The 23,816-nt window shown below is 68.3% G+C and carries 25 protein-coding genes; 10 read left to right on the top strand and 15 right to left on the bottom strand.

All coding sequences use genetic code 11. From position 1 onward, the window contains the following. Window position 1 precedes the first annotated feature (1 nt). The gene (locus tag ABD655_RS07910) at window positions 2-316 is read right to left on the bottom strand and encodes a putative quinol monooxygenase (RefSeq protein WP_344712990.1); all 315 of its coding nucleotides are present in this window, start codon (window positions 314-316) and stop codon (window positions 2-4) included. A gap of 182 nt (window positions 317-498) precedes the next feature. Here ABD655_RS07910 and ABD655_RS07905 point away from each other — a divergent pair, with 182 nt between their 5' ends. The 4 genes from ABD655_RS07905 to ABD655_RS07890 all read left to right on the top strand — a co-directional run bounded on the left by ABD655_RS07905 (window position 499) and on the right by ABD655_RS07890 (window position 3,932). Next, the gene (locus ABD655_RS07905; protein WP_344712988.1) at window positions 499-1,443 is read left to right on the top strand and encodes a 5'-3' exonuclease; all 945 of its coding nucleotides are present in this window, start codon (window positions 499-501) and stop codon (window positions 1,441-1,443) included. 171 nt (window positions 1,444-1,614) lie between these two features. After that, the gene (locus ABD655_RS07900; RefSeq protein ID WP_344712986.1) at window positions 1,615-2,796 is read left to right on the top strand and encodes a sensor histidine kinase; all 1,182 of its coding nucleotides are present in this window, start codon (window positions 1,615-1,617) and stop codon (window positions 2,794-2,796) included. Then, window positions 2,793-3,455, top strand: a complete 663-nt coding sequence (locus ABD655_RS07895) for a response regulator (RefSeq protein ID WP_344712985.1) — start codon at window positions 2,793-2,795, stop codon at window positions 3,453-3,455. Before ABD655_RS07900 ends, ABD655_RS07895 begins: the two co-directional genes overlap by 4 nt. Window positions 3,456-3,602: 147 nt before the next feature. Continuing rightward, window positions 3,603-3,932 (top strand): SHOCT domain-containing protein, encoded by a 330-nt coding sequence (locus tag ABD655_RS07890; RefSeq protein WP_344712984.1) that lies wholly within the window; start codon window positions 3,603-3,605, stop codon window positions 3,930-3,932. Between the two features lie 57 nt (window positions 3,933-3,989). On the opposite strand, the gene ABD655_RS07885 is transcribed toward ABD655_RS07890, so the two are convergent. The 4 genes from ABD655_RS07885 to trpD all read right to left on the bottom strand — a co-directional run bounded on the left by ABD655_RS07885 (window position 3,990) and on the right by trpD (window position 8,020). Continuing rightward, entirely contained in the window at window positions 3,990-5,270 is a 1,281-nt protein-coding gene (locus tag ABD655_RS07885; protein ID WP_344712982.1) for an MFS transporter, read from the bottom strand. 76 nt (window positions 5,271-5,346) lie between these two features. Further along, window positions 5,347-6,342: a PHP domain-containing protein gene (locus tag ABD655_RS07880; protein ID WP_344712980.1), complete on the bottom strand. Its 996-nt coding sequence runs from the start codon at window positions 6,340-6,342 to the stop codon at window positions 5,347-5,349. A 16-nt stretch (window positions 6,343-6,358) separates the two neighbouring features. Then, entirely contained in the window at window positions 6,359-6,862 is a 504-nt protein-coding gene (locus ABD655_RS07875; RefSeq protein WP_344712979.1) for an aromatic ring-opening dioxygenase LigA, read from the bottom strand. A gap of 96 nt (window positions 6,863-6,958) precedes the next feature. Then, window positions 6,959-8,020 (bottom strand): anthranilate phosphoribosyltransferase, encoded by a 1,062-nt coding sequence (trpD, locus tag ABD655_RS07870; RefSeq protein WP_344712977.1) that lies wholly within the window; start codon window positions 8,018-8,020, stop codon window positions 6,959-6,961. 228 nt (window positions 8,021-8,248) lie between these two features. Here trpD and ctaE point away from each other — a divergent pair, with 228 nt between their 5' ends. The 5 genes from ctaE (at window position 8,249) to ABD655_RS07845 (ending at window position 13,193) form a co-directional block, all read left to right on the top strand. Then, the gene (ctaE, locus tag ABD655_RS07865) at window positions 8,249-8,848 is read left to right on the top strand and encodes an aa3-type cytochrome oxidase subunit III (RefSeq protein WP_344715750.1); all 600 of its coding nucleotides are present in this window, start codon (window positions 8,249-8,251) and stop codon (window positions 8,846-8,848) included. A 17-nt stretch (window positions 8,849-8,865) separates the two neighbouring features. Next, window positions 8,866-9,666, top strand: coding sequence for a cytochrome bc1 complex diheme cytochrome c subunit (gene qcrC / locus ABD655_RS07860; RefSeq protein ID WP_344712976.1), 801 nt, complete (start codon window positions 8,866-8,868; stop codon window positions 9,664-9,666). Window positions 9,667-9,699: 33 nt separating this feature from the next. Beyond that, complete coding sequence (gene qcrA, locus ABD655_RS07855) at window positions 9,700-10,758, top strand: cytochrome bc1 complex Rieske iron-sulfur subunit (protein WP_344712974.1); 1,059 nt, start codon at window positions 9,700-9,702, stop codon at window positions 10,756-10,758. Between the two features lie 56 nt (window positions 10,759-10,814). Next, on the top strand, window positions 10,815-12,623 hold the full coding sequence (gene qcrB / locus ABD655_RS07850) for a cytochrome bc1 complex cytochrome b subunit (protein ID WP_378721527.1): 1,809 nt from the start codon (window positions 10,815-10,817) through the stop codon (window positions 12,621-12,623). Window positions 12,624-12,773: 150 nt separating this feature from the next. Beyond that, window positions 12,774-13,193 carry a rhodanese-like domain-containing protein gene (locus ABD655_RS07845; RefSeq protein WP_344712972.1) on the top strand — a complete coding sequence of 140 codons (420 nt, stop codon included), beginning with the start codon at window positions 12,774-12,776 and terminating at the stop codon, window positions 13,191-13,193. Window positions 13,194-13,196: 3 nt separating this feature from the next. Here ABD655_RS07845 and ABD655_RS07840 read toward each other — a convergent pair whose 3' ends face one another. The 6 genes from ABD655_RS07840 to ABD655_RS07815 form a co-directional block, all read right to left on the bottom strand. Beyond that, window positions 13,197-13,979, bottom strand: coding sequence for a PP2C family protein-serine/threonine phosphatase (locus tag ABD655_RS07840; protein ID WP_344712970.1), 783 nt, complete (start codon window positions 13,977-13,979; stop codon window positions 13,197-13,199). A gap of 25 nt (window positions 13,980-14,004) precedes the next feature. Next, entirely contained in the window at window positions 14,005-14,439 is a 435-nt protein-coding gene (locus ABD655_RS07835; protein WP_344712968.1) for a cytochrome c oxidase subunit 4, read from the bottom strand. Beyond that, window positions 14,440-16,203, bottom strand: coding sequence for an aa3-type cytochrome oxidase subunit I (ctaD, locus tag ABD655_RS07830; protein WP_344712966.1), 1,764 nt, complete (start codon window positions 16,201-16,203; stop codon window positions 14,440-14,442). 2 nt (window positions 16,204-16,205) lie between these two features. After that, window positions 16,206-17,102, bottom strand: coding sequence for an aa3-type cytochrome oxidase subunit II (ctaC, locus tag ABD655_RS07825; RefSeq protein WP_344712965.1), 897 nt, complete (start codon window positions 17,100-17,102; stop codon window positions 16,206-16,208). Between the two features lie 153 nt (window positions 17,103-17,255). Next, entirely contained in the window at window positions 17,256-17,621 is a 366-nt protein-coding gene (locus ABD655_RS07820; RefSeq protein ID WP_344712964.1) for a HesB/IscA family protein, read from the bottom strand. A gap of 98 nt (window positions 17,622-17,719) precedes the next feature. Continuing rightward, the gene (locus tag ABD655_RS07815) at window positions 17,720-19,123 is read right to left on the bottom strand and encodes a M20/M25/M40 family metallo-hydrolase (RefSeq protein ID WP_344712963.1); all 1,404 of its coding nucleotides are present in this window, start codon (window positions 19,121-19,123) and stop codon (window positions 17,720-17,722) included. Between the two features lie 46 nt (window positions 19,124-19,169). Between ABD655_RS07815 and ABD655_RS07810 the strand changes: the two genes are divergently transcribed. Beyond that, window positions 19,170-19,736: a DUF3043 domain-containing protein gene (locus ABD655_RS07810; protein ID WP_344712962.1), complete on the top strand. Its 567-nt coding sequence runs from the start codon at window positions 19,170-19,172 to the stop codon at window positions 19,734-19,736. Here ABD655_RS07810 and ABD655_RS07805 read toward each other — a convergent pair. Genes ABD655_RS07805 through ABD655_RS07790 form a run of 4 tightly spaced genes read right to left on the bottom strand, consistent with a single transcriptional unit; the run spans window position 19,733 to window position 23,696 of the window. Further along, entirely contained in the window at window positions 19,733-20,761 is a 1,029-nt protein-coding gene (locus tag ABD655_RS07805; RefSeq protein ID WP_344712961.1) for a quinone-dependent dihydroorotate dehydrogenase, read from the bottom strand. The genes ABD655_RS07810 and ABD655_RS07805 overlap by 4 nt on opposite strands. A 31-nt stretch (window positions 20,762-20,792) precedes the next feature. Further along, complete coding sequence (gene nrdR / locus ABD655_RS07800; protein WP_344712960.1) at window positions 20,793-21,272, bottom strand: transcriptional regulator NrdR; 480 nt, start codon at window positions 21,270-21,272, stop codon at window positions 20,793-20,795. Between the two features lie 25 nt (window positions 21,273-21,297). Then, window positions 21,298-22,611, bottom strand: a complete 1,314-nt coding sequence (hisD, locus tag ABD655_RS07795) for a histidinol dehydrogenase (protein WP_344712959.1) — start codon at window positions 22,609-22,611, stop codon at window positions 21,298-21,300. Window positions 22,612-22,643: 32 nt separating this feature from the next. Beyond that, a complete protein-coding gene (locus ABD655_RS07790; RefSeq protein ID WP_344712958.1) occupies window positions 22,644-23,696 on the bottom strand; it encodes a hypothetical protein in 1,053 nt (350 codons plus the stop codon). Window positions 23,697-23,816: the final 120 nt, after the last annotated feature.

Here is a 23,816-nt window from a genome sequence, read left to right as displayed (position 1 = left end):
CCTAGCTCGACGGGGAGGCCCGCAGCGGGGAGCCGACGACCTCGAACCGCAGCCCGTCCATGACCCCGGACAGCAACGGACGAGCCTGCGCGATCGCTGCCTTCACCGAGGGCAGCGCGAGTGAGGACTGGTGGGCTTCGGCCGACTCCCACAGCTCGGCGACGAACACGACATCCGGCTCGTCCTCTGACACGCCGACCTCGTAGAGGAGACACCCGATCGCGGCCAGCTCGGAGCGGGGTCGCGTGAGGAGCGCGACCAGCTCGTCGCGACGGCCCGGGACCGTGCCCAGCGTGCCCACGTTCGCAAAGGTCATGCCGATCAGTCTGGCGCGAGCCGCCCGCATGGGCCACATCGCGACTCGAGCGCCCCGCCCCCGCTCCCCCGCTCCCCTGTCACAACACGCCGCACCACCCAGCACATCGCGACAGGCGAGCGCGCTGCGGTGAGCCCACGTGGCGCGTGCCTGCGTCCGACCGCCGTGGCAGGATGACACGCGTGACCGACCGCCTCATGCTGCTTGACAGCGCTTCGCTGTACTTCCGCGCGTTCTATGGAGTTCCCGACACCGTTCGAGCGGCCGACGGGACGCCCGTGAACGCAGTGCGGGGCTTCCTCGACATCATCACGAAGCTCGTCACGACCTACGAGCCCACGCATCTGGTCGCGTGCTGGGACGACGACTGGCGCCCGCAATGGCGTGTCGACCTGATCCCCACCTACAAGACCCATCGGGTCGCCGAGATCACCGCCGTGGGGCCCGACATCGAGGTCGTCCCCGACCCGCTTGAGCTGCAGGTGCCCGTCATCCGCCAGACCTTGGACGCCCTGGGGATATCGATCGTCGGCGCCACAGCCCACGAGGCCGACGATGTCATCGGCACCCTCGCGACCCGCGCGTCGCTGCCGGTGGACATCGTCACCGGCGACCGCGACCTGTTCCAGCTCGTGGATGACGCCCGCGAGGTCCGCGTGATCTACACCGCCCGCGGCATGAGCAAGCTCGAGAGTGTCACCGATGCCACCGTCGTCGCCAAGTACGGCGTGCTGCCGAGCCAATACGCGGATTTCGCGACGCTGCGCGGCGACTCATCCGATGGGCTGCCGGGTGTCGCGGGCATCGGTGAGAAGACCGCGGCGAGCCTGCTCGCGGCACACGGCGACCTCGCCGGCATTCTCGCGGCGGCCGACCGCGGCGAAGGCATGTCCGCGGGTGTCCGCAGCAAGATCCTGGCCGGATTGCCCTACCTGGCCGTCGCCCCGACCGTCGTCGAGGTCGTCAAGGACCTCGACCTCGACCTCGACGCGCGCGACTGGCTGTTGCAGCCCCTCGATGACCGTGCACGGGCGGATGCCGAGGCCCTGGCAGATCGGTGGGCCCTGGGCACCGCGATGACACGCATCATCGGCGCCCTGGGCGCCACGGTCCCGCACGACGACTGAGAGGCCGCGTACTCCGGCGGGAGTATGCGCACGCCCTCCGCGGGCCGACGGAATGCCGGGACGCGCGGCGTACGATCAAGCGCATGTGGGTCAGCTCCCTCTCGAATCACGCTCGCTTCCGTCGAGCTCCCTCGAATGGAGCCCGATCGAGCCTTCTGTCACGAGAGACCCATGTCGGGTGAGCGCTGGGACGATTCCGATCCGCGCTTTCGGCCGAACGCGGCGGTGCTGCTCTTCGTCCCCGTGGCGCTGTCCCTCCTCGTCCAGGTGCCCGGGACGATCGGCATCTCGTTCTGGCAGCGCATCCCGCTCCCCTACGCCGCGCTGAGCCTGACGCTGGCTGCGGCATCCGCCCTCGCATTGCTCGCCGCCCGCCGGCACCCCGGTCCGACGGTCGCCGTGGTGGCTGCTCTCACGCTGGCCGATCTGTTCGTGCCTCCCGACATGTCACCGCCGTTCATCGCGCTGGCCTTCGCCATCGTCGGAGCGATCGCCCGCCGCGCCCGCCTGTGGGCGCTCATCTCGGTCGGTGCGGCATGGCTCATCGCGATCATCGCCCTCGGTGTTCTGAACCCCGGCGGCGTCCACCCCTTCCGCGTGGCGATCACGACCCTCGCGCTGGCCGCATGCTTCGCGATCGGCGAGGGCATCCGGCGACGCGTGGACCGCGGTGATCAACGTCGCGCCCAGCTGCAGGAGCGGCGGCAAACGGTCGAGCAGGAGGAGCGCACCCGTATCGCGCGGGAACTCCACGACGTGCTCGCCCACTCGCTGAGCCAGATCGCCGTGCAGTCCGGCGTCGGCCTGCACCTGTTCGACAAGGAGCCGGAGCGCGCCCGCGAAGCACTCGCGAGCATCCGCTCCCTCAGCGCGACAGGGTTGGACGAGGTGCGCGGAGTGCTCTCGTTCCTGCGCGGAGACGAGGGCTCGCCGATCACCGCGCCGCTGACGCCCCAACCGCAGCTCGTCGACCTGACCGTGCTGGCGACACAGCGCACTGGCCTCGGGCTCGAGGTCACACTCGATGACCGCCTGGGCGGGGCGCGGCCTCCGAGCGCGGTGCAGACGACCGCGTTCCGGATCGCTCAAGAGGCACTCACGAACGTCGTCCGTCACTCGGGCGGCTCCACCGCCACGATCACCCTCGAGAGACTCCAGTCCCCGGGCGCCGACCAGCTCGTTCTCACCGTCGAGGACGACGGCACCGGCCCTGATTCGGCCGCGACCGAGGGTGCCGGCATCCGAGGTATGCGCGAGCGTGCAGAGCTCGCCGGCGGCGCGCTCACGATCACCCCGGCCACGCGCGCCGGCACCGTGGTGACCGCACGGCTCCCGTGGGCGGGTGCGTCGTGATCCGGGTCGCGCTGGCCGATGACCATCAGCTCGTGCGCGCCGGATTCCGTGCCCTGCTGGACTCGGAGCCCGACATCGAGGTCGTCGTCGAGGCGTCCGGTGGTGAGGCCCTGCTGCGGGCGATCCGCGAAACCCCCGTCGACGTCGCGCTTCTGGACATCCGGATGCCGGACGGCGACGGCCTCTGGACGACCGAGCAGATCGCGGCCGACGCCACCCTGGCCGGCGTCCGCGTCGTGATCGTCACGACGTTCGAGCTGGACGAGTACGTCGCCCGGGCCATCCGCGCCGGCGCGAGCGGCTTCCTGGTGAAGGACACCGAGCCTGTCGACCTCATCCGCGCCGTGCGTGTGGTCGCCGGCGGCGACGCCCTCCTCTCGCCGGGCGTGACACGACGCCTGCTCGAGCGCGCCGCACTGGGGATGCGGGATGCGGCGGATCCCACGCGCCTGGCGACCCTGACCGAGCGCGAGACCGAAGTGCTGCGCCTGGTCGGCCAGGGCCTCACCAACGACGAGATCGCACAGCGGCTGTTCCTCTCGCCGCTCACCGCGAAGACGCATGTCTCGCGGATCATGCAGAAGCTGGCCGCCCGGGACCGCGTGCAACTCGTCGTCACCGCATACGAATCCGGCCTCGTCGCGCCCGGCTGGCAGTAGCCTCCACCCTCCGCGTACTCCGGCGGAAGCATCCGCAATGCCTTCCCCGGACAGATTCGCGGATGCTGCGCCCTCGGTTGGCTTGACGCATGCGATCGCGGCCCTCCGCCGGCAGGGAAGACCGCGATCCCGACCGAGAGGAAGCCCATGTCCACCACGCTCGCCGCTGTCAATGCCCTCACCGCAGTCGCCTCCACCGCCGACCGTCATTTCGTCGGGTGGGGTCCGGGGTTCGGCTGGTGGTTCCTGCTGATTCCGCTGTTCTGGATCCTGGTGTTCGCCCTGCTCTTCGCGCTCTTCGGCCGCCGCTGGCGGCGCGCGGCAAGGGAGAACGGCTACGGACCGCACGGGCGACTGAGCCCCCTGAGGCAGGCCGAGGTCACCCTGGCCGAGCGCTACGCCAAGGGCGACATCGACGAGGTCGAGTATCGCGCGAGGCTCGAGGTCCTGCGCGCGAACGCGGCACCGCCGTCCTGAGGACGCTGACTCCGAACGCGACGCGCCGCCCGCCCTGGGCCGGCGCGTCGCCGTTGCTCAGCCCCGGCCGGAACGTGACGCGCGACCGGCTGCGAGAAGCGCGACGCAGTAGAAGACCGCGAGCACGACCAGCAGGGCCAGCGCAGCGCTCCATCCCCCGGTCCATTCGTGCAGCGCGCCCACCACCGGCGCGCCGAGGGCGCCGAACGCGTACCCGCCCCCCTGGACGAGGGCGGACATGCCCGCAGCTTCGCGGTCGTTCCGCGCGACGGTCACGAGGGCGGTGAAGATGACGACGAAACCGCCGGCGTGGGCAACGGCCCCGACCACGAGCCAGAGCCACGTGAGCTGCGGCGCCAACAGCATCCCCACCGTCAGGATCAGCCACGATGCGCAGATGGTCAGGGTCGGCACGATCGCGGGAGTGAACCGCGCGAGCAGGGGAACCACGAATGCGCCCGCGATGGCCGCGCCCTGGAACAGCGATGCGAGAGCGCCCGCCGCTGCCGGGTCCAGTCCCAGTTCGTCCGCCGTGAGCGTCGGCAGCCACGTCGAGAGCGAGTAGTAGATCGTGGTCTGCGCTGCGAATGCCGACAGCAGCAGCCAGGTGACCGGGCGCCGCAGGATCGTGCGCTCCTGCCGACCGCGCGCGGCGACCGGCAGCGGACCGGTGAGGGTGGTGGGATCGATGTCGCGAACCGCTGATCTCCCACCCTCGGATCTCGGCTCCGGTCCCGAGTACCGGTCCGCCCAGCCTCCGCCGGGACGACGGGTGCGGGACAGGTGAGCGGCCCACAGCAGGATCCCGGCCACCGTGAGCAGCGACCACGCCAGCAGCGACGCCGGCCAGCCGATGAGCGAAGCGAGCGGAGCGGTCAGCAACGAGGTCACCAGCGAACCGGCGTTGAGCATCGCCACGTACGCCGCGGTGATGATGCCGACGTGCGCGGAGGGCACGTCGCGGCGGATGATCACCGGGATCACGATGTTTCCGATCGTCACCGCCGCACCGATCACGAACATGCCGGCCAGCATCCAGCCGAATCCAGGCAGTGCCCGGATCACCGTCCCGAGCAGCACGCCGCTCAGCGAGAGCATCAGCGCGAGCTCAGCCCCCGATCTGCGGATCACCAGCGCGGCCAGCGGAGTGAGCAGCGCGAACATGAGCACCGGTGCGGTCGTCAGCAGCCCGGCGGTGGCCGAGCCGATGCCGAAGTCCGCCTCGATGTCGCGCAGCACCGGCGTGGGCGCCACGATCGGACCACGCATGCTCAGGGCAGCGACGAGCAGGCCCGCCACGACGAACCAGGGGATGCCGCGACCTGCGCGCGGCGGCACGCCCGCCCTCACGCGGGTTCCCGCGGACGGGTCTGCAGGAACGTCACCGCTCGACGGTACCTTCCCGGCGCCCCGGTCAGTGCCGGCGCGATGTCCACTCCCGGAGCCGCTCCAGGGACCACGTGGTCACGACGCGCTCGGGCGGCACCCCGGCCCTTTCCGCGCGTTCCGCGCCGTAGTCGAGCAGCGACAGCTGGCCGGGCGCATGCGCGTCGGAATCGATCGAGAAGAGGCATCCGAGCTCGAGCGCGATCGCGATCATCTCGTCAGGCGGATCCTGTCGCTCGGGGCGGGAGTTGATCTCCACAGCGACACCGTTCGCCGCGCACGCCTCGAACACGGCTCGCGCGTCGATGCTCGAGGGGGGACGCGTGCCGCGGGAGCCCTCCACGAGCCGCCCGGTGACGTGCCCCAACACGTCGACCCGTGGGTCGGACACGGCGGCCACCAGCCGCCGGGTCATCGGTCCGCGATCCATGCGCAGCTTCGAGTGGGCGGATGCCACCACGACGTCCAGTTCATCCAGCAGATCCGGCTCCTGGTCGAGCCCGCCCGCCTCGAGGATGTCGACCTCGATGCCGGACAGCAGGGTGAAGCCGTCGCCGCTCATGCCTTTGACGATGTCCAGTTGCGCACGAAGTCGTTCCGGTGACAGGCCGTTCGCCACCCGAAGCCGCGGTGAATGGTCCGTCAGCGCCAGGTATTCATGCCCCAGGGTCCGAGCAGCCTCCACCATGAGATCGATCGACGTCAGGCCGTCCGACCAGTCGCTGTGGCTGTGCAGGTCGCCGCGCAGCATCCCGCGCAGCGTCGAGCTCCGCTGCACTCCCGCCCGCTCGCGCAGGTCCACCAGGTAGCCGGGCACGCGCCCCTCGAGCGCCTCGGAGATGACCGCGAACGTGGACTCGCCGATCCCCTTGCGGCGACGCAGGGCGGCAGCATCCCGCAGGTCTTCGTCGCTGAGTCCGGCGATCGCGTCAGCGGCCGTGCGGAAGGCCTTGGATTTGTACCGAGACGACCGCTCGCGCTCCAGCAGAGTCGCGATCTCGTTCAGCGCGTCGGAGGGGTGCATCTTCGAGAGGGCGTGGTCACGCCTCGGCGAGAGTCGACCGCTTGATCACGACGGGGGCGCTCGCGAGCCGGTGGATGGCCCAGCCGAACAGGATCGACAGGATGCCGACGCCGATCGCGAATGCGGCGACACCGAACGAGACGACGGAAGTGAACAGTGACGCCCGCAAGAACGATGCGGTCATCATGGTCTGGCGCACCGGATCGTCCTGCGCGAGTTCGGCGTAGGTCTTGCCGCCGGAAGCTTCCAGGGCATGGTGCTGGATGATGTCGGCTTGCACATACGCCGTGAAGGGACCGGCGACCGTCTGGCCCTGGAACGCCATCGCGTCGTCGGGGATCGTGATGCTCTCGGCCTGCAGCTGCATCGACACCGCGATCCAGATGACGACCCCGACCAGGATCAGCGCGATCCCGCCCAGGATGCCGAGGATGCCGGCGACCTTGACGAGCCTGAGGCTGCGGGCGGGCGGTTCCACGGCGGCCGCCGTGTCGGCGGCGGTGATCGGGGCGTCGGTCATGGCATCCTCCTGCATTCGGTGGTGCGTGTGTCTTCACGCTAGCCGCGCCCGGCGCAACGAGGTAAGTGTCGGTGTCAGCCGATCGACATCAGATCCTCAGTCCGCGTACGAGCGGGTGGCCTCGACCCAGGTCTGCAGCTTCTGGGCTGCCGCGCCGCTGTCGATCGCCTCGGCGGCGACGTCCTTCGCCGCGGCGAGGCGCTCCAGAATCGGCCGCTGAACCTGTGTCGCGTCCTGGAAGAGCTCGAACGCGACGATGCCGGCCGCAGCATTGAGCAGCACGATGTCCCGCACCGGGCCCTGGTCGCCCGCGAAGACGCGGTGCACCACCTGCGCGTTGTGCGCCGGATCGCCCCCGAGCAGGTCGTTGATATCGGCAACCGGGATGCCCAGATCGCGCGGATCCAGGTCGTGCTCATGGATGTCGCCCCGGCTCACCTCCCACAGTCTGCTGTGGCCGGTCGTGGTCAGCTCGTCCAACCCGTCGTCGCCGCGGAACACCAGCGCCGTCGCGCCGCGGGTCCGGAAGACACCTGTGATCAACGGCACGCGGTCCAGCTGCGCGACGCCGACCGCGTTGGCCTCGGCACGCGCGGGGTTGCACAGGGGCCCGAGGAAGTTGAAGACGGTCGGCACACCCAACTCGAGGCGGGTGGCGCCGGCGTGGCGGAAGCCCGGGTGGAACGCGGAGGCGAACGCGAACGTGATCCCCGCGCGGGACAGGGTCTCAGCGACTTGCTCGGGCGTGATGGTCAGGTCCAGTCCCAGCGCCGCGAGCACGTCGGACGAACCCGACGCCGAACTCGCCGCCCGGTTGCCGTGCTTGACCACGGGAATACCGGATGCCGCGGCGACGACAGCGGCCATGGTCGAGATGTTGACGGTGCCGAATCTGTCGCCGCCGGTGCCGACGATGTCCAGGACGTTCGCATCCACCGGCAGCGGCAGCGCCGCCTCGAGGATCGCGTCCCGGAACCCGACGATCTCGTCGACCGTCTCACCCTTGACGCGCAGTGCCACGAGGAATCCGGACAGCTGCGAAGGGGTCGCCGAACCGGTCATGATCTGCCGCATCGCCCACGTCGACTCGGAGACGCTGAGGTCGCGCCCGTCAACCAGCGTGGTGAGAATTCCGGGCCAGGTGTACAACTCCGCCATGAGCCAAGAGCCTAGCCGCGCGACACGCCGGGCGATTGCCGGCCGGACCGCGCTGCAGCAACCTGGCCTCTCGGCGTCCTCTGGCGACATTCCCGGCGGACTCTCGGCGGTCTCTGGAGTGGCACGAAGTCGGAGCGGGCCCGATTCGCCCGCCGGGATGGAAAATACCGCGCCGGAATCGGCCATAATGAAGGGGTGACAACCACGACAGCGACCTACTCTCAGGCCATGCGCTCGGTCAAGCGTCCCGACCCGGTCGCTGTTGGCACGATCGTCTGGCTCGGCAGCGAGGTGATGTTCTTCGCGGGGCTCTTCGCGATCTACTTCACTCTGCGCAGCACGTCTCCCGAGCTGTGGGCGGAACGAACCGAGCTGCTGAACGTCCCCTATGCGACCGTCAACACGATCATCCTCGTGCTGTCTTCGGTCACGTGCCAGATGGGCGTCTTCGCCGCCGAGCGCTTCCAGCCCTACTCGACCAAGAAGCGCGGATGGCTCGGCTGGGGAATGGTCGAGTGGTTCTGGCTGACCTTCGCTCTCGGAGCGATCTTCGTCTCCGGCCAGGTGTGGGAGTACGCGCAGCTGGTCGCTGAGGGGATGCCGATCTCTTCCGACTCCTACGCCTCCGCGTTCTACCTCACAACGGGCTTCCACGCGCTGCACGTCACGGGTGGTCTGCTCGCGTTCCTCCTCGTGATCGGCCGGGCGTATGCCGTCAAGAACTTCGGGCGCAAGGAGATGACCACCTCGATCGTGGTGTCGTACTACTGGCACTTCGTCGACGTCGTCTGGATCGCCCTCTTCCTCGTCATCTACTTCCTGAAATAGAGCGGAGCTTTTCCGAAATGGCACGTGAGTCCAAGCGCCGCTCGAACGGCCGTCGCAGTCCCTGGGCGGCGGCAGCCCTCATCGGCATCGGCCTCCTGATCACAGGCGGCGTTTACGCCGGTGCTTCCGCTGCAATGGCAGCGAACGCCGACACCGCCGTCTCATCGGCGCTGACCGTCGAAGACGGAAAGAAGCTCTTCCAGGCGAACTGTGCAACCTGCCACGGTCTCGACCTGCAGGGCTCCACCAACGGTCCATCCCTGTTCGGAGTGGGCGAGCTGTCCGTCGAATTCCAGGTCGCCACCGGACGTATGCCGTTGCAGGCACAGGCGCCTCAGGCTCCGCAGAAGCCCGTGCAGTTCACGCACGAGCAGGTCCTCGCGATGGCCGCCTACGTGCAGTCGACCGCTCCCGGCCCGACCTTCCCCACTGAGGAAGTGCTCGACGGCGAGGGGGATGTCGCGCGCGGAGCCGAGCTGTTCCGCATCAACTGCGCAATGTGCCACAACGTCGCCGCCGCCGGCGGTGCCCTCACGGAGGGCAAGTACGCCCCCGCGCTGGGTCAGACCAGCGCTCTGCACATGTACGCCGCGATGGTCACCGGACCGCAGAACATGCCCGTCTTCAACGACGTGAACCTGACGGCCGAAGACAAGCGCGACATCATCTCCTCACTCCTGTTCATGCAGGAGAACGAGTCGCCCGGCGGATTCACGCTCGGCTCCCTCGGACCCGTTTCCGAAGGCCTGTTCATCTGGATCTTCGGCATCGGCGGTCTGATCGCCATCACCGTGTGGATCACGGCGAAGTCCAACTGACCGATTTCGAACACCGTACGAACGAGGATCACCATGGCACACGATGACGACCCGCTCGAGCATGAAAGGGCTTCCTGGAAGCCCTCGCCCGGGCTCGCCGTCGCGGTTTCCGACCCGGTGCAGCTCCCTGTGCTCCCGCCTCACCGCGAGAGGATGACCGACAAGGACCCCGCAGCGTCGAAGCGCGCCGTCCGCACGGTCTACACGCTGTTCTACCTGTCGGTCGCGGCGAGCATCTGGGCGATCGCCGCCTACATGCTCTTTCCGATCGAGAGCGGGCGGATCGTCGACATCCGCAACAACAATCTCTTCATCGGCCTCGGCATCGGTCTTGCCCTGCTCGCGCTCGGCCTCGGAGCGATCCACTGGTCGAAAGCGATCATGTCGGACAAGGAGTTCATCGAACCCCGTCACGCCACACGCGGACGCGACACGACGCGCGCCGCCGCCGTCCAGGCATTCGCGGACGCCAACGAGGAGTCCGGGTTCGGCCGGCGCGTCATGATCCGCAACTCGCTGATCGCCGCCGTCGTGGCCTCGGTCGCACCCGGCATCGTCCTGTTCCGTGGACTGGCTCCGGAGGGCGAGAACCCGGTGGCCCTCCTCGAGGAGACCATGTGGACGCAGGGCATGCGTCTTGCCCACGATCCCGAGGGAACGCCGATCCGTGCTGCCGACGTCACACTCGGCTCTGCGGTGCACGTGATTCCCGAAGCCCTCGCCGCACTCGGCCATTCGGAGGGTTACCTCGAGGCCAAGGCCAAGGCCATCGTGCTGCTCATGCGCCTGCTGCCCGAAGACCTCGTCGAGACGCCGGAGAAGGCCGACTGGTCCTACGACGGCATCGTCGCCTACTCGAAGGTGTGCACCCACGTGGGTTGCCCCGTCGCGCTGTACGAGCAGCAGACACACCACCTGCTGTGCCCCTGCCACCAGTCGCAGTTCGACGTGGCGAACGGCGCCGCCGTCATCTTCGGCCCCGCCGCGCGACCCCTGCCGCAGCTGCCGATCACCATCGACGATGAGGGATACCTGGTCGCCCGCAGCGACTTCACCGAACCCGTCGGGCCGAGCTTCTGGGAGCGCCATTGAGTACGTCAACTCACCCCACCGAGAACCTCACCCAGGAGCCGGCCGTCAAAGAGAACCTGACCACGGTTCCGACCGGTAAGGACGGCAAGCCCCTGGGCGGCCGCTTCATCGGCGCCACCGCGAACTACATCGACGAGCGCACCAGTCTGTCCGGCTTCGTGAAGGAGCTGGGTCGCAAGATCTTCCCCGACCACTGGTCGTTCATGCTCGGCGAGATCGCGCTGTGGAGCTTCGTCGTCATCCTGCTGTCGGGAACGTTCCTGACGTTCTTCTTCCAGGCGTCGATGGTGCCCACCCACTACACGGGCGCGTACCTCCCCATGCGCGGCGTCGAGATGTCCGCCGCACTGGAATCTTCGCTGGCCATCTCGTTCGATATCCGCGGAGGACTTCTCGTCCGGCAGATCCACCACTGGGCCGCGCTCGTCTTCGTCGCCGGCATCGGCGTGCACATGCTCCGCATCTTCTTCACCGGCGCATTCCGCAAGCCTCGCGAGCTGAACTGGGTGATCGGGTTCGTCCTGTTCATCCTGGCGATGGCCGAGGGCTTCACCGGGTACTCCCTTCCCGATGACCTGCTCTCCGGCAACGGTCTGCGCATCATCGACGGGATGATCAAGGGCATCCCGCTGATCGGCACCTGGACGTCGTTCCTGCTGTTCGGCGGTGAATTCCCTGGCGTGGCGATCGTGGGCCGTCTCTACACCCTCCACATCCTGCTGCTGCCGGCGATCCTCGTCGGTCTGATCGTGCTGCACCTCATGCTGATGGTGATCAACAAGCACACTCAGTTCGCCGGTCCCGGCCGCAAGAACAGCAACGTCGTCGGCTACCCGATGATGCCGGTGTACATGTCGAAGATGGGCGGGTTCCTGTTCATCACGTTCGGCGTGATCGTCCTGATCGCCTCGCTGTTCACGATCAACCCGATCTGGAACTACGGCCCCTACGACCCGTCCCCGGTGTCCGCCGGGACCCAGCCGGACTGGTACATCGGCTTCGCCGACGGTGCGCTCCGGCTCGTGCCGCCGGGCTGGGAGTTCGTCTTCCTGGACCGCACCTGGTCGTTCAACATCCTCGTGCCGTTGGTCATCATCGGCGTGTTCATCGTCGCGGTGCTGCTCTACCCCTTCCTCGAGGCGTGGATCACCGGAGACAAGCGCGAACACCACATCGCGCAGCGTCCCCGCAACGCCGCGACGCGCACGGCCATCGGTGCCGCCGGAGTCACCTTCTACGCGGTGCTCTGGGCCGCGGCATCCTCGGACATCATCGCAACGCACTTCCACCTCACGATGGAAGGCGTCATCCACGGCTTGCAGGCGCTCCTGTTCCTCGGGCCGGTGATCGCCTACTTCGTGACGAAGCGCATCTGCATCGCGCTGCAGAAGAAGGACCGCGAGATCGCCCTGCACGGCTACGAGTCCGGTCGCATCGTCCGCCTTCCCGGTGGCGAGTACATCGAGGTCCACCAGCCGGTGGATGAGTACGAGCGCTGGAAGCTCGTCGACAACGACAACTACGAGCCTCTCGTCGTGCGACCGAACGCCAAGGGACGCATCCCCTGGTACGAGAACATCCGTGCGGTGCTGTCGCGCACGCTGTTCGAGGATCGTCTCGCCCCGCTCACGCAGTCCGAACTCGACGCGGCAGCAGTGCACCAGCACCACGAGCTGGAGCACATCGCCACGGAGGAAGACGCCGAGATCCAGGCCGCGCACGATCGCGCGGGAGTCCCGGATGCTCCGCGGGTGCCGATCGACGACGGGCACAGCTCGGAGACCGCGGTTCGCCCGTCCAACGTGATCGTCTCCGATGACGGCACGAAGAAGCCGCGCAACCGTGAGAAGGAGCGCGGCTCCTAACGAGTCGACGACTTTGGTGCCCCGGCACGACACCCTCGCGTGTTCGTGCCGGGGCATCGTCGTTTCACGCGCGCGGAACGCGGCAGGATTCCGACGAACGCTGACCGGCCGGTCCCGCGCCCGGTATCCCCCGCCCCGTAGCGTGAAGGAATGACCGATGCGCTTTCGTACTTCGCCGCCAAGCTCGCCCACGAGACCGACGCCTCCGACGTGTACGCGGCCCGGCGAGCCGGCGCACAGTTCGTGCTCGTCGACGTGCGCAGCGACGAGGCCTGGGCCCAAGGACGCGTGGCCGGAGCCCTCCACATGCGGCGGCAGGACATCGTTCACCGCGCGCCGGCCGAGCTCGATCCGAGCGTCCCGGTCGTCGTCTACTGCTGGAGTCCGGGATGCAACGCGGGCACCAAGGCCGCAATCGAGTTCGCGGCGCTCGGCTATTCGGTCAAGGAGATGATCGGCGGCTACGAGTACTGGCTGCGCGAGGGCCAGCCGACCGAGAATGACGAGGGCGCACTGCCCCGTGTGTTCGACGAGCGGGTGATGGTCGTTCGCGCACCGGTCGGTGGCTGAGCTCTACGCCGACTCGAGTTCCTCACAGAACCGCTCGGCCGCCGCGCCGTAGAAGGATGCGTGACGGCCCGCCGTCGCGTCGACGGCGATCGCCACGTCGCAGACCACGGCGGTCACGTTGTCTCTCGTCCCCGCCTCCAGCGCGAGGGAGACCACCCCCGCTGCGGCCGCTTCGGGCGATGAGGCGCTGTGCAGCACGCGCTCCAGCTCGAGTTCGGGAAGATAGTCCGTCACACCGTCGCTGCACAAGAGCCAGCGATCGCCGACCAGCGGATCCCTGCTCAGGACGGTGACCGTGTCATCCTCAGCCCCGCCCAGAGACGCAGTGATCATGTTGCGACGAGGGTGGGATGCCGCGGCCTCTGCGGCGATCAACCCGTGATCCAGGAGGGCCTGCACGTACGAATCGTCCCGCGTCTCGCGTGTGAGCACACCCTCCCGCAGAAGGTAGGCGCGGGAGTCGCCGGTGTGGGCCAGCAGCAGCCCGCCGCTCTCGGTGACGAAGAGTCCCGTGAGGGTGGTCGCCATGCCGCGCAGCGAGGCGTCGCGTTCGGTGTGGGCCCGCAGGTCCCAGTTCGCTTCACGGATGCGCACAGCGAGGTCCTCGGCATCCCGAACGATGAACGTCCCGGCCACGAGCCGATGCACCAGCGCAGCCGAGGCGAGGTCGCCGGAGGGTCCCCCGCCCACGCCGTCCGCCACCGCCGCGCCCCAGGGCGCGGTGAACGCGGCGTCCTGGTTGACCGCGCGGTGTTCGCCGACGTCGGAGACGGCGGCGGCCTTCAACAGGACCGCCGCCGCTCCGGAGCGATCAGTGCGCGAAGTATCCGCGGTAATACTCGTAAACCCAACCGACGATCGCGATCATGAACACGCCGAGCCCGATCGGCATCAGCCAGGTGCCGATGGCCAGACCGAGAATGGCGAGCGCAGCCGAGAAGGCCAGGACGATGGGCCACCAGGACCACGGGCTGAACTCACCGAGTTCGGGGTCACCGTCGTCGATGTCGGATGTGAGGATGTCCTCGGGAAGCTCCCCGCCCTGGGCCTTGTGCACGCGTCCGATGTAGAAGGCGATCAGCGCGGACATCAGGGCGCCGAAGAGCAGAGCGATCGTGCCCACCCACTCGATGGCGCTGTACCAGGGGATGTTCGGATGCGCGACGATGTTCCACACGGTGTACGTCACCGTCACGAGCAGGAAGAACGCCCCGAGCAACCACCACAGGCCGGTGTTCGTACGCATCTACTTGACCTCTCCCTCGGCGAGATCCACGACCGGGGTCGATGGGGCGTCCTTCGCGGGTCCGACGCCGACGGGTACCCCGGCTTCGGGGTGGTTCAGATCGAACGCGGGACGCTCGCTGCGGATCCGCGGGATCGACGTGAAGTTGTGCCGCGGCGGGGGGCAGGATGTCGCCCACTCCAGCGAGGCGCCGTAGCCCCACGGGTCGTTCACGGTCACCTTCGGCGCCTTGCGCGCGGTGATCCACACGTTGAACAGGAACGGGATCATCGACGCACCGAGGATCATCGCCCCCACCGTGGAGACCTGGTTCTCCCACAGCCAGTCGTCGGCAGCGGAGTAGTCGGCGTAGCGACGAGCCATGCCATCCACGCCCAGCCAGTGCTGGACGAGGAACGTCATGTGGAAGCCGATGAACAGCATCCAGAAGTGCACGTATCCGATGCGCTCGTTCAGCATCTTGCCCGTCCACTTCGGCCACCAGAAGTAGAAGCCGGCGAACATCGCGAACACCACCGTGCCGAACACGACGTAGTGGAAGTGCGCGACGACGAAGTAGGTGTCAGAGATGTGGAAGTCCAGCGGAGGTGACGCGAGGATCACACCGGTCAGACCGCCGAAGACGAACGACACCAGGAAGCCGAGGGCGAAGAGCATGGGTGTCTCGAACGTGACGGATCCTCGCCACATCGTGCCGATCCAGTTGAAGATCTTCACACCCGTGGGCACCGCGATCAGCATCGTCATCAGCGCGAAGAACGGCAGCAGCACCGCGCCGGTGACATACATGTGGTGGGCCCAGACCGCGACCGAGAGCGCCGCGATCGCGATCGTGGCGTACACGAGCGTCTTGTAGCCGAAGATCGGCTTGCGGCTGAAGACCGGGAAGATCTCCGAGACGATGCCGAAGAACGGCAGCGCGATGATGTACACCTCGGGGTGTCCGAAGAACCAGAACAGGTGCTGCCAGAGCAGCACGCCGCCGTTCGCCGGGTCGTAGATGTGCGCCCCCAGGACGCGGTCGGCCGCGGCCGCCAGGATTGCGGCCGCAAGGACCGGGAACGCCATCAGGATCAGGATGCTGGTGACCAGCGTGTTCCAGGTGAAGATCGGCATCCGCCACATCGTCATGCCAGGAGCACGCATCGTGATGATGGTGGTGATGAAGTTCACGGCACCGAGGATCGTGCCGAAACCGCTCATTCCCAGGCCCAGCATCCAGAGATTGCCGCCTACCCCTGGTGAGAACGTGGCATTCGCGAGCGGTTGATACGCGAACCAGCCGAAGGACGCGGCGCCCTGCGGGGTCAAGAAGCCGGAGACCGCGATGATCGATCCGAACAGGAAGAGCCAGAATGCGAATGCGTTCAGCCGAGGGAAGGCCACATCAGGTGCGCCGATCTGCAGCGGCATGATCACGTTCGCGAACCCGGCGAACAGTGGCGTGGCGAACATCAGCAGCATGATCGTGCCGTGCATCGTGAACAGCTGGTTGTACTGCTCCTTGGTCGGCACGATCTGCATGCCGGGCTCGAAGAGCTCGGCACGGATGATCAGTGCCATCACCCCGCCCAGCATGAAGAACAGCACCGACGCGATCAGGTACATGTACCCGATCGTCTTGTGGTCGGTGGAGGTGATCCACTTGACGACGATGTTGCCCTTCTGCTCAGTGCGCGATGCACTCAGCAGAGCGGCCTGACGAGGGGGCAGGGTCGTCGGGCGACCCGGCGTGTTGTCCTGCAGCGGAAGTGTCGTCGCCATGGTCAGTCGCCTTCCTCGCGCTCTTGTGCGCCGGTGCCCGGGTAATTGCCGAGCCTGTCGTATGCGTCATTGATGTCGCCGGTCTGGCCCGCGGAGCGCAGCGTCTCGAGGTAGTCCTCGTATTCGGCATCGCTGACCACCTTGACGTTGAAGAGCATCGCGGAGTGGTACTCGCCACACAGTTCGGCGCACTTTCCTGCGTACGTTCCTTCACGCGTCGGCGTGAACGACCAATAGTTGTCGCGGCCGATGTACATGTCCTTCTTGTACAAGAAGTCGATGACCCAGAACGAGTGGATGACGTCGCGGGACTGCAAGAGGAGCTTCACGGTCTTGTCGACGGGCAGGTAGAGCGTCGGAAGCTTTTCCTGGTCGACGTCGCCGTTCGCAGCCGGCTGGGCCTGGACGCCCATCGTCCAGACGGCGTCGGCGCCGTCCTCGTCCTCGCCGTTGTACTGGAAGTCCCATGCCCACTGCTTGCCGATCGCGACGATCGACACGTCCGGGTCCTCGGTCTGCGTCTCCAGAATGGTCTGGTCCCGCGCGGTGAACGCGAAGAATCCGACCACCAGGATGAGCGGCACGACCGTGTAGAAGATCTCGATCGGCATGTTGTAGCGCAGCTGAACCGGCAGGCCGACCTGGCCCTTGCGACGCCGGTACGCGATCGCCGCCCAGCCCATCAGACCCCACGTGACGAGGCCGACGACGAGCAGGACGATCCAGGAGTTCACCCAGAGTCCCGCGATCATGTCGGTGCGGTTGGTGACCGGTGTGCCGTCTTCGACGAAACCGGGAAGGAAGCCATGCAGTTCGGTCGGGGTGCACCCGGCAAGGACTGCTGCCGAGGCGATTCCGATGGGGAGACCTGCCCAGCGGAGGCGGCGTTTCGAGGGCACGGTGCACCTTTCCGGGTCGCGATTGTGACGTTGCCAGTCTAGAGCAACCTCACAACGGATTCCGGCCAACCGTCCAGGTTGACCGGTCGCCGCCGGGCGCGAAACAGACCCGGCGCTCGATGAGCGGCGGGCCTGAAACGGATAGCGCAGTGGTCAGTGGAAGCTGTCGCCGCAGGCGCAGCTGCCCGCAGCATTGGGGTTGTCGATCGTGAACCCCTGCTCTGCGATGGTGTCCTTGAAATCGATGTTGGCGCCGTCCAGGTACGGAACGCTCATGTCGTCGATGATGACCTCGACGCCGTCGAAGTCGACCGTCTTGTCGCCGTCGAGATAGCGCTCGTCGAAGTACAGCTGGTAGATCAGGCCGCTGCAGCCGCCCGGCTGGACGGCCACGCGCAGGCGCAGGTCGTCTCGACCCTCCTGGGCGAGGAGACTCTTCACCTTGAGCGCAGCGGCTTCGGTGAGCCCGACGCCGTGGGCGCGGACGGTCTGGTCGGTCGACAGTGCAGTGTCGGTCATGGCACTCCTCCGGACAGGCCGCTGATGCGGCGGGGTTTGACACGATTCTACGCCCGCGGACCGGCACGGGGCTCCGAGCGCGCTGCGTACGGTCCGTTTCAGGCGGCGGGCGCCGTGCGGGCGTCGAGTTTCTCGAGCAGCAGCGCCTCGGCGAGGACGGCGTTGCGGAACGTCTCCAGGTGCAATGACTCGTTGGGACTGTGTGCGCGCGAGTGGGGGTCTTCGACGCCCGTGACGAGAATCTGGGCCTCCGGGAATTCGCGGATCAGGTCGGCGATGAAAGGGATCGAGCCGCCGACGCCGATCTGCACCGGCGCGACCTCATACGCCTCGTGCAACGACTCGAGAGCTGTTTCGACTGCCCACCCGCTGGTGTCGACGAGGAACGCGTCGCCGTAGTCCTGATCGATGAAGGTGAGCTGCGCGCCGAAGGGCGCGTGCGCGCGCAGGTGCGCCTCGATCGCCGCGTAGGCCTCACGTGCCGGCTGGCCAGGAGCGACGCGGGCGCTGACCACGACCGACACCGACGGGCTGAGGGTGTTGGATGCGTTCGCGACGGTCGGCGCGTCGATCCCGGTGACGGTGATCGACGGCTTGTTCCAGATGCGACTGAGGATCGGCCCTCGCCCCACCGGGCTGACGCCCGCCGGCAGACCCGCCTCGTCGCGCAGCGTCTCTTCGCTGTACTCCGGCGTCTCGGCATCCCGTTCGGTCAATCCGTCCACCGCCACGGCGCCGTCGGCGTCCCACAGCGTGGCGAGCAGCGTCACCGTGGCCATCATGGCGTCCGGCACCGCTCCCCCGAACATGCCGGAGTGCGAAGCGTGATCCAGGGTGCGCACGGTGAGGGTGAAGCGCGTGTTGCCGCGCAACGACACGGTCAGCGCGGGAGTGCGCGCATCCCAGTTGCCCGAATCGGCCACGACGATCACATCGGCGCGCAGCGCGTCGGCGTTGTCCGAGAGGAACTGCGCGAAGGAGCGCGATCCTGCCTCCTCCTCGCCCTCGATGAAGAGTGCGACCCCGAGGTCGAAGTCGTCTCCGAGCGCTTCTTTCACGGCGCGGAGCGCCGCGACGTGGGCCATGACGCCGGCTTTGTCGTCGGCGGCGCCCCGGCCGTACAACCGGCCGTCGCGGACGGTCGGAGCGAACGGCTCGGACTCCCAGAGCGACTCGTCACCGACCGGCTGCACGTCGTGGTGCGCGTACAGCAGAATCGTCGGCCGCCCATTGCGCGCCGTCCGCGTCGCCAGCACCGCGGGGTGGCCGATCTCATCCGTGCCGGGTATCGCGGCGCGACGGATCTCGACGCTTTCGAACAGCCCCAGATCCTCGACCAGCGCGGCGACGGCTTCGGCGCTTCGCTGCACTTCAGCGCCGTCGAAGCCGGGGAAGGCGATCGATGGGATGCGGACGAGGGCGCCGAGGTCGGCGAGGGCGGCGGGGATGCCGGATGCGGCGGCATCGCGCACAGCATCCTGTCGGGTCAGCTCAGTGGTCATGCGGGTAATCTTAAGGTGCTTCCCGATCGAGACTCTGAGGTTCCACGTGGCCAAGACACCCGCAGCCCCCGTCCCCGCTGACGCGTCGGCCGACATGACCAGTGGCAAGGGACGCGCGACGCCGACCCGCGCCCAGCAGGAGGCCGCCCGCAGGCGCCCACTCGTGGCTGACACGAAGGAAGCGAAGGCCCGCGCGAAGGCCGACATGGCCGCTCAGCGCGAAAAGGCCCGTGCGGGCATGGCAGCCGGTGACGACAAGTACCTGCCCGTTCGCGACAAGGGTCCGCAGCGCAAGTTCGTGCGCGATTACATCGACTCCGGCTGGCACATCGGCGAAGGGGTCATGCCCGCGATGGTGCTCGTGATCCTTGCGACCTTCGTCCCGATCCCGGCCGTCCAGTACTACTCGTTCATCGGCCTGTGGATCTTCGTCCTGTTCGTGATCGGCGACATGATCATCACGTCCATCCGGGTCAAGAAGGCTGCGCGTCAGAAGTTCGGCGCCGACCGCATCGAGAAGGGCCTCGGCTGGTACGGGGCGATGCGCATCATCCAGATGCGGTTCATGCGTCTGCCCAAGCCGCAGGCCAAGCGTGGGCAGCGGCCCGCCTAGAGACCGGGCGAGGCCAGTCCGCGGTTGATCTGACGCGCCCAGAGCGGGCCGCGGTACAGAAACGCCGTGTAGCCCTGCACCAGGGTGGCCCCGGCATCCAGCCGTTCGCGCACGTCTGCCGCGGTCTCGATACCGCCCGCGGAGATCACCGCGAACTCGGGCGGCACCGTCGCTCTGACCAGGCGCAGCACCTCCACGGCGCGGGCTTTGAGGGGCGCTCCGGACAGGCCGCCCGCTCCGGCCGCGGCGACGATCGCGGGGTCGGTCCGCAGCGCCGTCCGTGCGATGGTCGTGTTCGTCGCTATGAGGCCGGACAGGCCGAGGTCCACTGCGAGTCGCGCGACCGCCTCGACCTCCTCGTCGGGCAGGTCGGGTGCGATCTTGACGAGCAGGGGCGTCGCGCCCGCCGCCACCCGCACCGCTTCCAGAAGCGGCCGGAGCGTCTCGACGGCCTGCAAGCCGCGCAGGCCCGGCGTGTTCGGTGACGACACGTTGACCACGAGGTAGTCGGCGAGCGGGGCGAGCAGCGTCGCGCTGCGGACGTAGTCCGCCACAGCGTCGGCGACATCGACCACACGGCTCTTGCCGATGTTGACACCGACGACGGCACGACGGGATCGGCGTCGGAGCCTCGCCAGGCGCTTCGCCGCCACTTCGGCGCCCTGGTTGTTGAAGCCCATCCGGTTGATGACCGCCCGGTCGGGGATCAGTCGGAACAGGCGGGGCCGCGCGTTGCCGTCCTGCGGGATCGCCGTGACGGTGCCGACCTCGACGTGACCGAAACCGAGGGCATGCAGACCCTGGGCGGCATGCACGTCCTTGTCGAACCCGGCGGCCACCCCGAACGGCGACTCGAAGGTCAGGCCCAGCGCGTGCGTCCTCAGTCCCGGTGCGGGGCGCGTCAGGGCGCGCGCGACCCAGGAGAAGGGCGGGATGCCGAGGACTCGGATCACGATCACCGCGGCGTGGTGGGCCGATTCGGGATCCATGCGCGCGAGGACGGTCCGGAAGAGGAGGGGATACATCGCCCCCAGGCTATCGGCTTGCGGCGGTCCGTCAGGATTCTGCGGGAGCCGCCGTCTCGACCCGGGCGTGATCGTCACGGAGCTGTCCGATCGCCGATTCGAAGTCCTCGAGCGAGTCGAACGCCTGATAGACGCTCGCAAAACGCAGGTACGCGACCTCGTCGAGCTCGCGCAGCGGGCCGAGAATGGCCAACCCGATCTCGTTCGTGTCGACCTGCGCCGATCCGGTCTGCCGCACGGCCTCTTCGACCTTCTGCGCCAGCACCGCCAGGTCTCCCTCGGTGACCGGTCTCCCCTGGCAGGCTTTGCGGACACCCGACATGACCTTTTCGCGACTGAACGGTTCGATGACGCCGGACCTCTTGATGACGTTCAGGCTCGCCGTCTCGATCGTGGAGAATCGCCCGCCGCACTCCGGGCACTGACGGCGGCGGCGGATGCTGAGACCATCGTCGCTGGTACGCGAATCGATGACCCGGGAATCGGGGTGGCGACAGAACGGGCAATGCATGGCCTGGACAGACTACGCCACCGCGCTACGGACGAGGCTGCGGCTCGAAGCGCGCCTCGACGGCCTCGCCGTGTGCGGGCAGGTCTTCTGCCTGCGCGAGCGTGACGACGGCCTCACGGACCTGCGCGAGGGCGGCGCGGTCGTACTCGATGATCTGCTGCGGACGCAGGAACGTCGCCGCCGACAGCCCCGCGGCGTAGCGCGCCTGTCCGCCGGTGGGCAGCACGTGGTTGCTGCCGGCCAGATAGTCGCCGAGACTCACCGGTGAATCCGGCCCGACGAACACCGCACCGGCATGGACGAACGCGGCCGGATCGGGGGCGGCGAGATGAAGTTCGAGGTGCTCGGGCGCGTAGGCGTTGCTGAACGCGGTCGCCGCGGCCAGGTCGTCCACGAGCACGATCGCTGACTGGGGACCGGAGAGTGCAGCCGCGACGCGCTCAGCGTGGCGGGTGCGGGCGGCGCGTGGTGCGATCTCGCGGGCGACCGCTGCGGCGAGCGACTCGGATGCCGTCACCAGCACGGCGGAGGCTTGCTCATCGTGCTCGGCCTGACTGATGAGGTCGGCGGCGACCAGACGGGGGTCGGCGGTGTCGTCGGCGACGATGAGGATCTCGGTGGCGCCGGCCTCGGCATCCGTCCCCACCACGCCGGCAACAGCGCGTTTGGCGGCGGCGACGAAGTTGTTTCCGGGACCGGTGACCACATCCACCGGGTCGAGCCCGAGGCTTGCCACGCCGTGCGCGAATGCGCCGATCGCGCCGGCGCCGCCCATGGCATACACCTCTTCGACCCCGAGGAGTCGCGCGGCGGCGAGGATGACCGGATGCACCCTCCCGTCGTGCGCACGCTGCGGAGGCGAGGCGAGCGCGATCTGCGCAACGCCCGCCACCTGCGCGGGCACGACGTTCATGACCACGCTGGACGGGTACACGGCCTTGCCGCCGGGCACGTACAGCCCGACCCGCCGGACCGGCTGCCAGCGCTGCAGCACGCGCGCGCCCGGACCGAGCTCGGTGACCGTTGCGGGCGGGATCTGCGCGGCGGACGCGAGCCGCACGCGCGCGATCGCCTCTTCCAGCGCGGCGCGGACGAGCGGGTCGAGGCCCGCCAAGGCTTCGTCAAGATGGGCGGTCGGCACGCGGATGGCATGATCGCGGGCCGCGTCGAACCGGTCGGCCTGCTCCCGCAGCGCGTCTTCACCGCGAGCGGCGACGTCCGCGACGAGGCTCGCGGCGATGGCGAGGGCTTCTTCGCGGGCGGCGGTGGCGCGCGGAACGGCGGCGAGGAGTTCAGCCGGCGAGAAGGCGCGACCGCGGAGGTCGATCGTGCGGAGCATTCCTTTACGGTATCGCGAACGGCGACGGGCTCTCAGCCGCGCATCACGCCGGACACGTCGTGCAGGTAGCCGACGCGGCCGTCCTCGTGCCGGACGACGAAGACCTCGCCGCGATCCTCGAGTACGAGCGCCCACGCCGTCGGACCGACGCGGAAGATCGGGACACCGCGCTCGTCCTGCACGTCACGCTCTTCGGGCGCAAGCGCCCAGAACGCCTGGTGGCTGGGATGCGGCTCGTACTCGGTGATCTCGGACACTTCTTCGACGGGTTCGAAAGTGTCACGCGCGTGCGCCGGCGCCCATGCGTCCGGCTCGGCCGAGCCCTGCGGGGCAGAGCCCTGGTCGGTGTTCAGCGGCTCGGTGTACGACGTGTCTGCGTAGGAGGTGTCGGTGTACGGCGAGTCGGCGTACACCGAGTCGGGATAGCCCGTCTCGGCGTACCCGGTCGCCCCCGGCGCACCGGAATCACTGCCCTCGGTCTGCGCGGTCGGCGTGCGTTCGCGCGCGGGCCGAGGCGCGACCGGGCGGATCGGACGGGCGTTGCGGTGCGCGGCGATTTCGCGGCGCCCGGCGAAGTCTTCGGACAGCGGGGGGATGAAGGGTGCGACGACGGTGAGCAGGACTCCGGCGAGCATCAGGAAGAACTCGACCCAGACCACCCAGCCGTAGATCCAGACGCTGGATTCCACAGCCACCGCGACGTTGCGCCACAGCAGGGTCAGCCAGACGACGGCGGACACCGAGAACGCCACCGACGCGAACTGGTCGATCCCGAGTGAGCCCACGCGCCGGATCCCATCGGGCGAGAACCGCCGCAAGACGATCAGGAACACGGCGACGGTCGGCAGACCGATCGTGAGGACCCAGTCCAGCCCGTTGGTCCATACCGATCCGCCGAAGAGGAGTTGTGCCATCGCCTGCTCGCTGGCGATCGAGAAGAACGACACGACGAAGGCGATGAGCCAGACTCCGACGAGCGCGACCTCCCGCACCGAGAAGGGGCCGACACCGTACTGCGGCTTCTCCGCGGGCGCCGTATCGACGGTCTCGGGTTCAGTACTCTCGCCCACTTGGTCGTCAGTCACGATGATCCTTTCCTGCCGCTGTCGCGGCGCGCGTCGAGGCGATCCTACCGGCGGCTCGCCAGATGGCAATGAGACTGCGACGGCTCGGCGAGGCATCGATGCCGGCTCGGCGGATCGCCG

It is taken from the genome of Microbacterium terregens, assembly GCF_039534975.1.
GTDB classification, from domain to species: domain Bacteria; phylum Actinomycetota; class Actinomycetes; order Actinomycetales; family Microbacteriaceae; genus Microbacterium; species Microbacterium terregens.
This window is presented reverse-complemented; position numbering and strand designations above follow the sequence as displayed.

Excerpts from the sequence above, each read along its gene's own strand:
- ABD655_RS07805 (WP_344712961.1), bottom strand. The coding sequence starts at position 20,761 with ATGTATCCCCTCCTCTTCCGGACCGTCCTCGCGCGCATGGATCCCGAA.
- ABD655_RS07815 (WP_344712963.1), bottom strand. The coding sequence starts at position 19,123 with ATGACCACTGAGCTGACCCGACAGGATGCTGTGCGCGATGCCGCCGCA.
- hisD (WP_344712959.1), bottom strand. The coding sequence starts at position 22,611 with ATGCTCCGCACGATCGACCTCCGCGGTCGCGCCTTCTCGCCGGCTGAA.
- ABD655_RS07890 (WP_344712984.1), top strand. The coding sequence starts at position 3,603 with ATGTCCACCACGCTCGCCGCTGTCAATGCCCTCACCGCAGTCGCCTCC.
- ABD655_RS07900 (WP_344712986.1), top strand. The coding sequence starts at position 1,615 with ATGTCGGGTGAGCGCTGGGACGATTCCGATCCGCGCTTTCGGCCGAAC.
- ABD655_RS07875 (WP_344712979.1), bottom strand. The coding sequence starts at position 6,862 with ATGACCGACGCCCCGATCACCGCCGCCGACACGGCGGCCGCCGTGGAA.
- ABD655_RS07910 (WP_344712990.1), bottom strand. The coding sequence starts at position 316 with ATGACCTTTGCGAACGTGGGCACGCTGGGCACGGTCCCGGGCCGTCGC.
- ABD655_RS07880 (WP_344712980.1), bottom strand. The coding sequence starts at position 6,342 with ATGCACCCCTCCGACGCGCTGAACGAGATCGCGACTCTGCTGGAGCGC.
- qcrA (WP_344712974.1), top strand. The coding sequence starts at position 9,700 with ATGGCACACGATGACGACCCGCTCGAGCATGAAAGGGCTTCCTGGAAG.
- trpD (WP_344712977.1), bottom strand. The coding sequence starts at position 8,020 with ATGGCGGAGTTGTACACCTGGCCCGGAATTCTCACCACGCTGGTTGAC.
- ABD655_RS07820 (WP_344712964.1), bottom strand. The coding sequence starts at position 17,621 with ATGACCGACACTGCACTGTCGACCGACCAGACCGTCCGCGCCCACGGC.
- ctaD (WP_344712966.1), bottom strand. The coding sequence starts at position 16,203 with ATGGCGACGACACTTCCGCTGCAGGACAACACGCCGGGTCGCCCGACG.
- ABD655_RS07845 (WP_344712972.1), top strand. The coding sequence starts at position 12,774 with ATGACCGATGCGCTTTCGTACTTCGCCGCCAAGCTCGCCCACGAGACC.
- qcrC (WP_344712976.1), top strand. The coding sequence starts at position 8,866 with ATGGCACGTGAGTCCAAGCGCCGCTCGAACGGCCGTCGCAGTCCCTGG.
- nrdR (WP_344712960.1), bottom strand. The coding sequence starts at position 21,272 with ATGCATTGCCCGTTCTGTCGCCACCCCGATTCCCGGGTCATCGATTCG.
- ctaE (WP_344715750.1), top strand. The coding sequence starts at position 8,249 with ATGCGCTCGGTCAAGCGTCCCGACCCGGTCGCTGTTGGCACGATCGTC.
- ABD655_RS07835 (WP_344712968.1), bottom strand. The coding sequence starts at position 14,439 with ATGCGTACGAACACCGGCCTGTGGTGGTTGCTCGGGGCGTTCTTCCTG.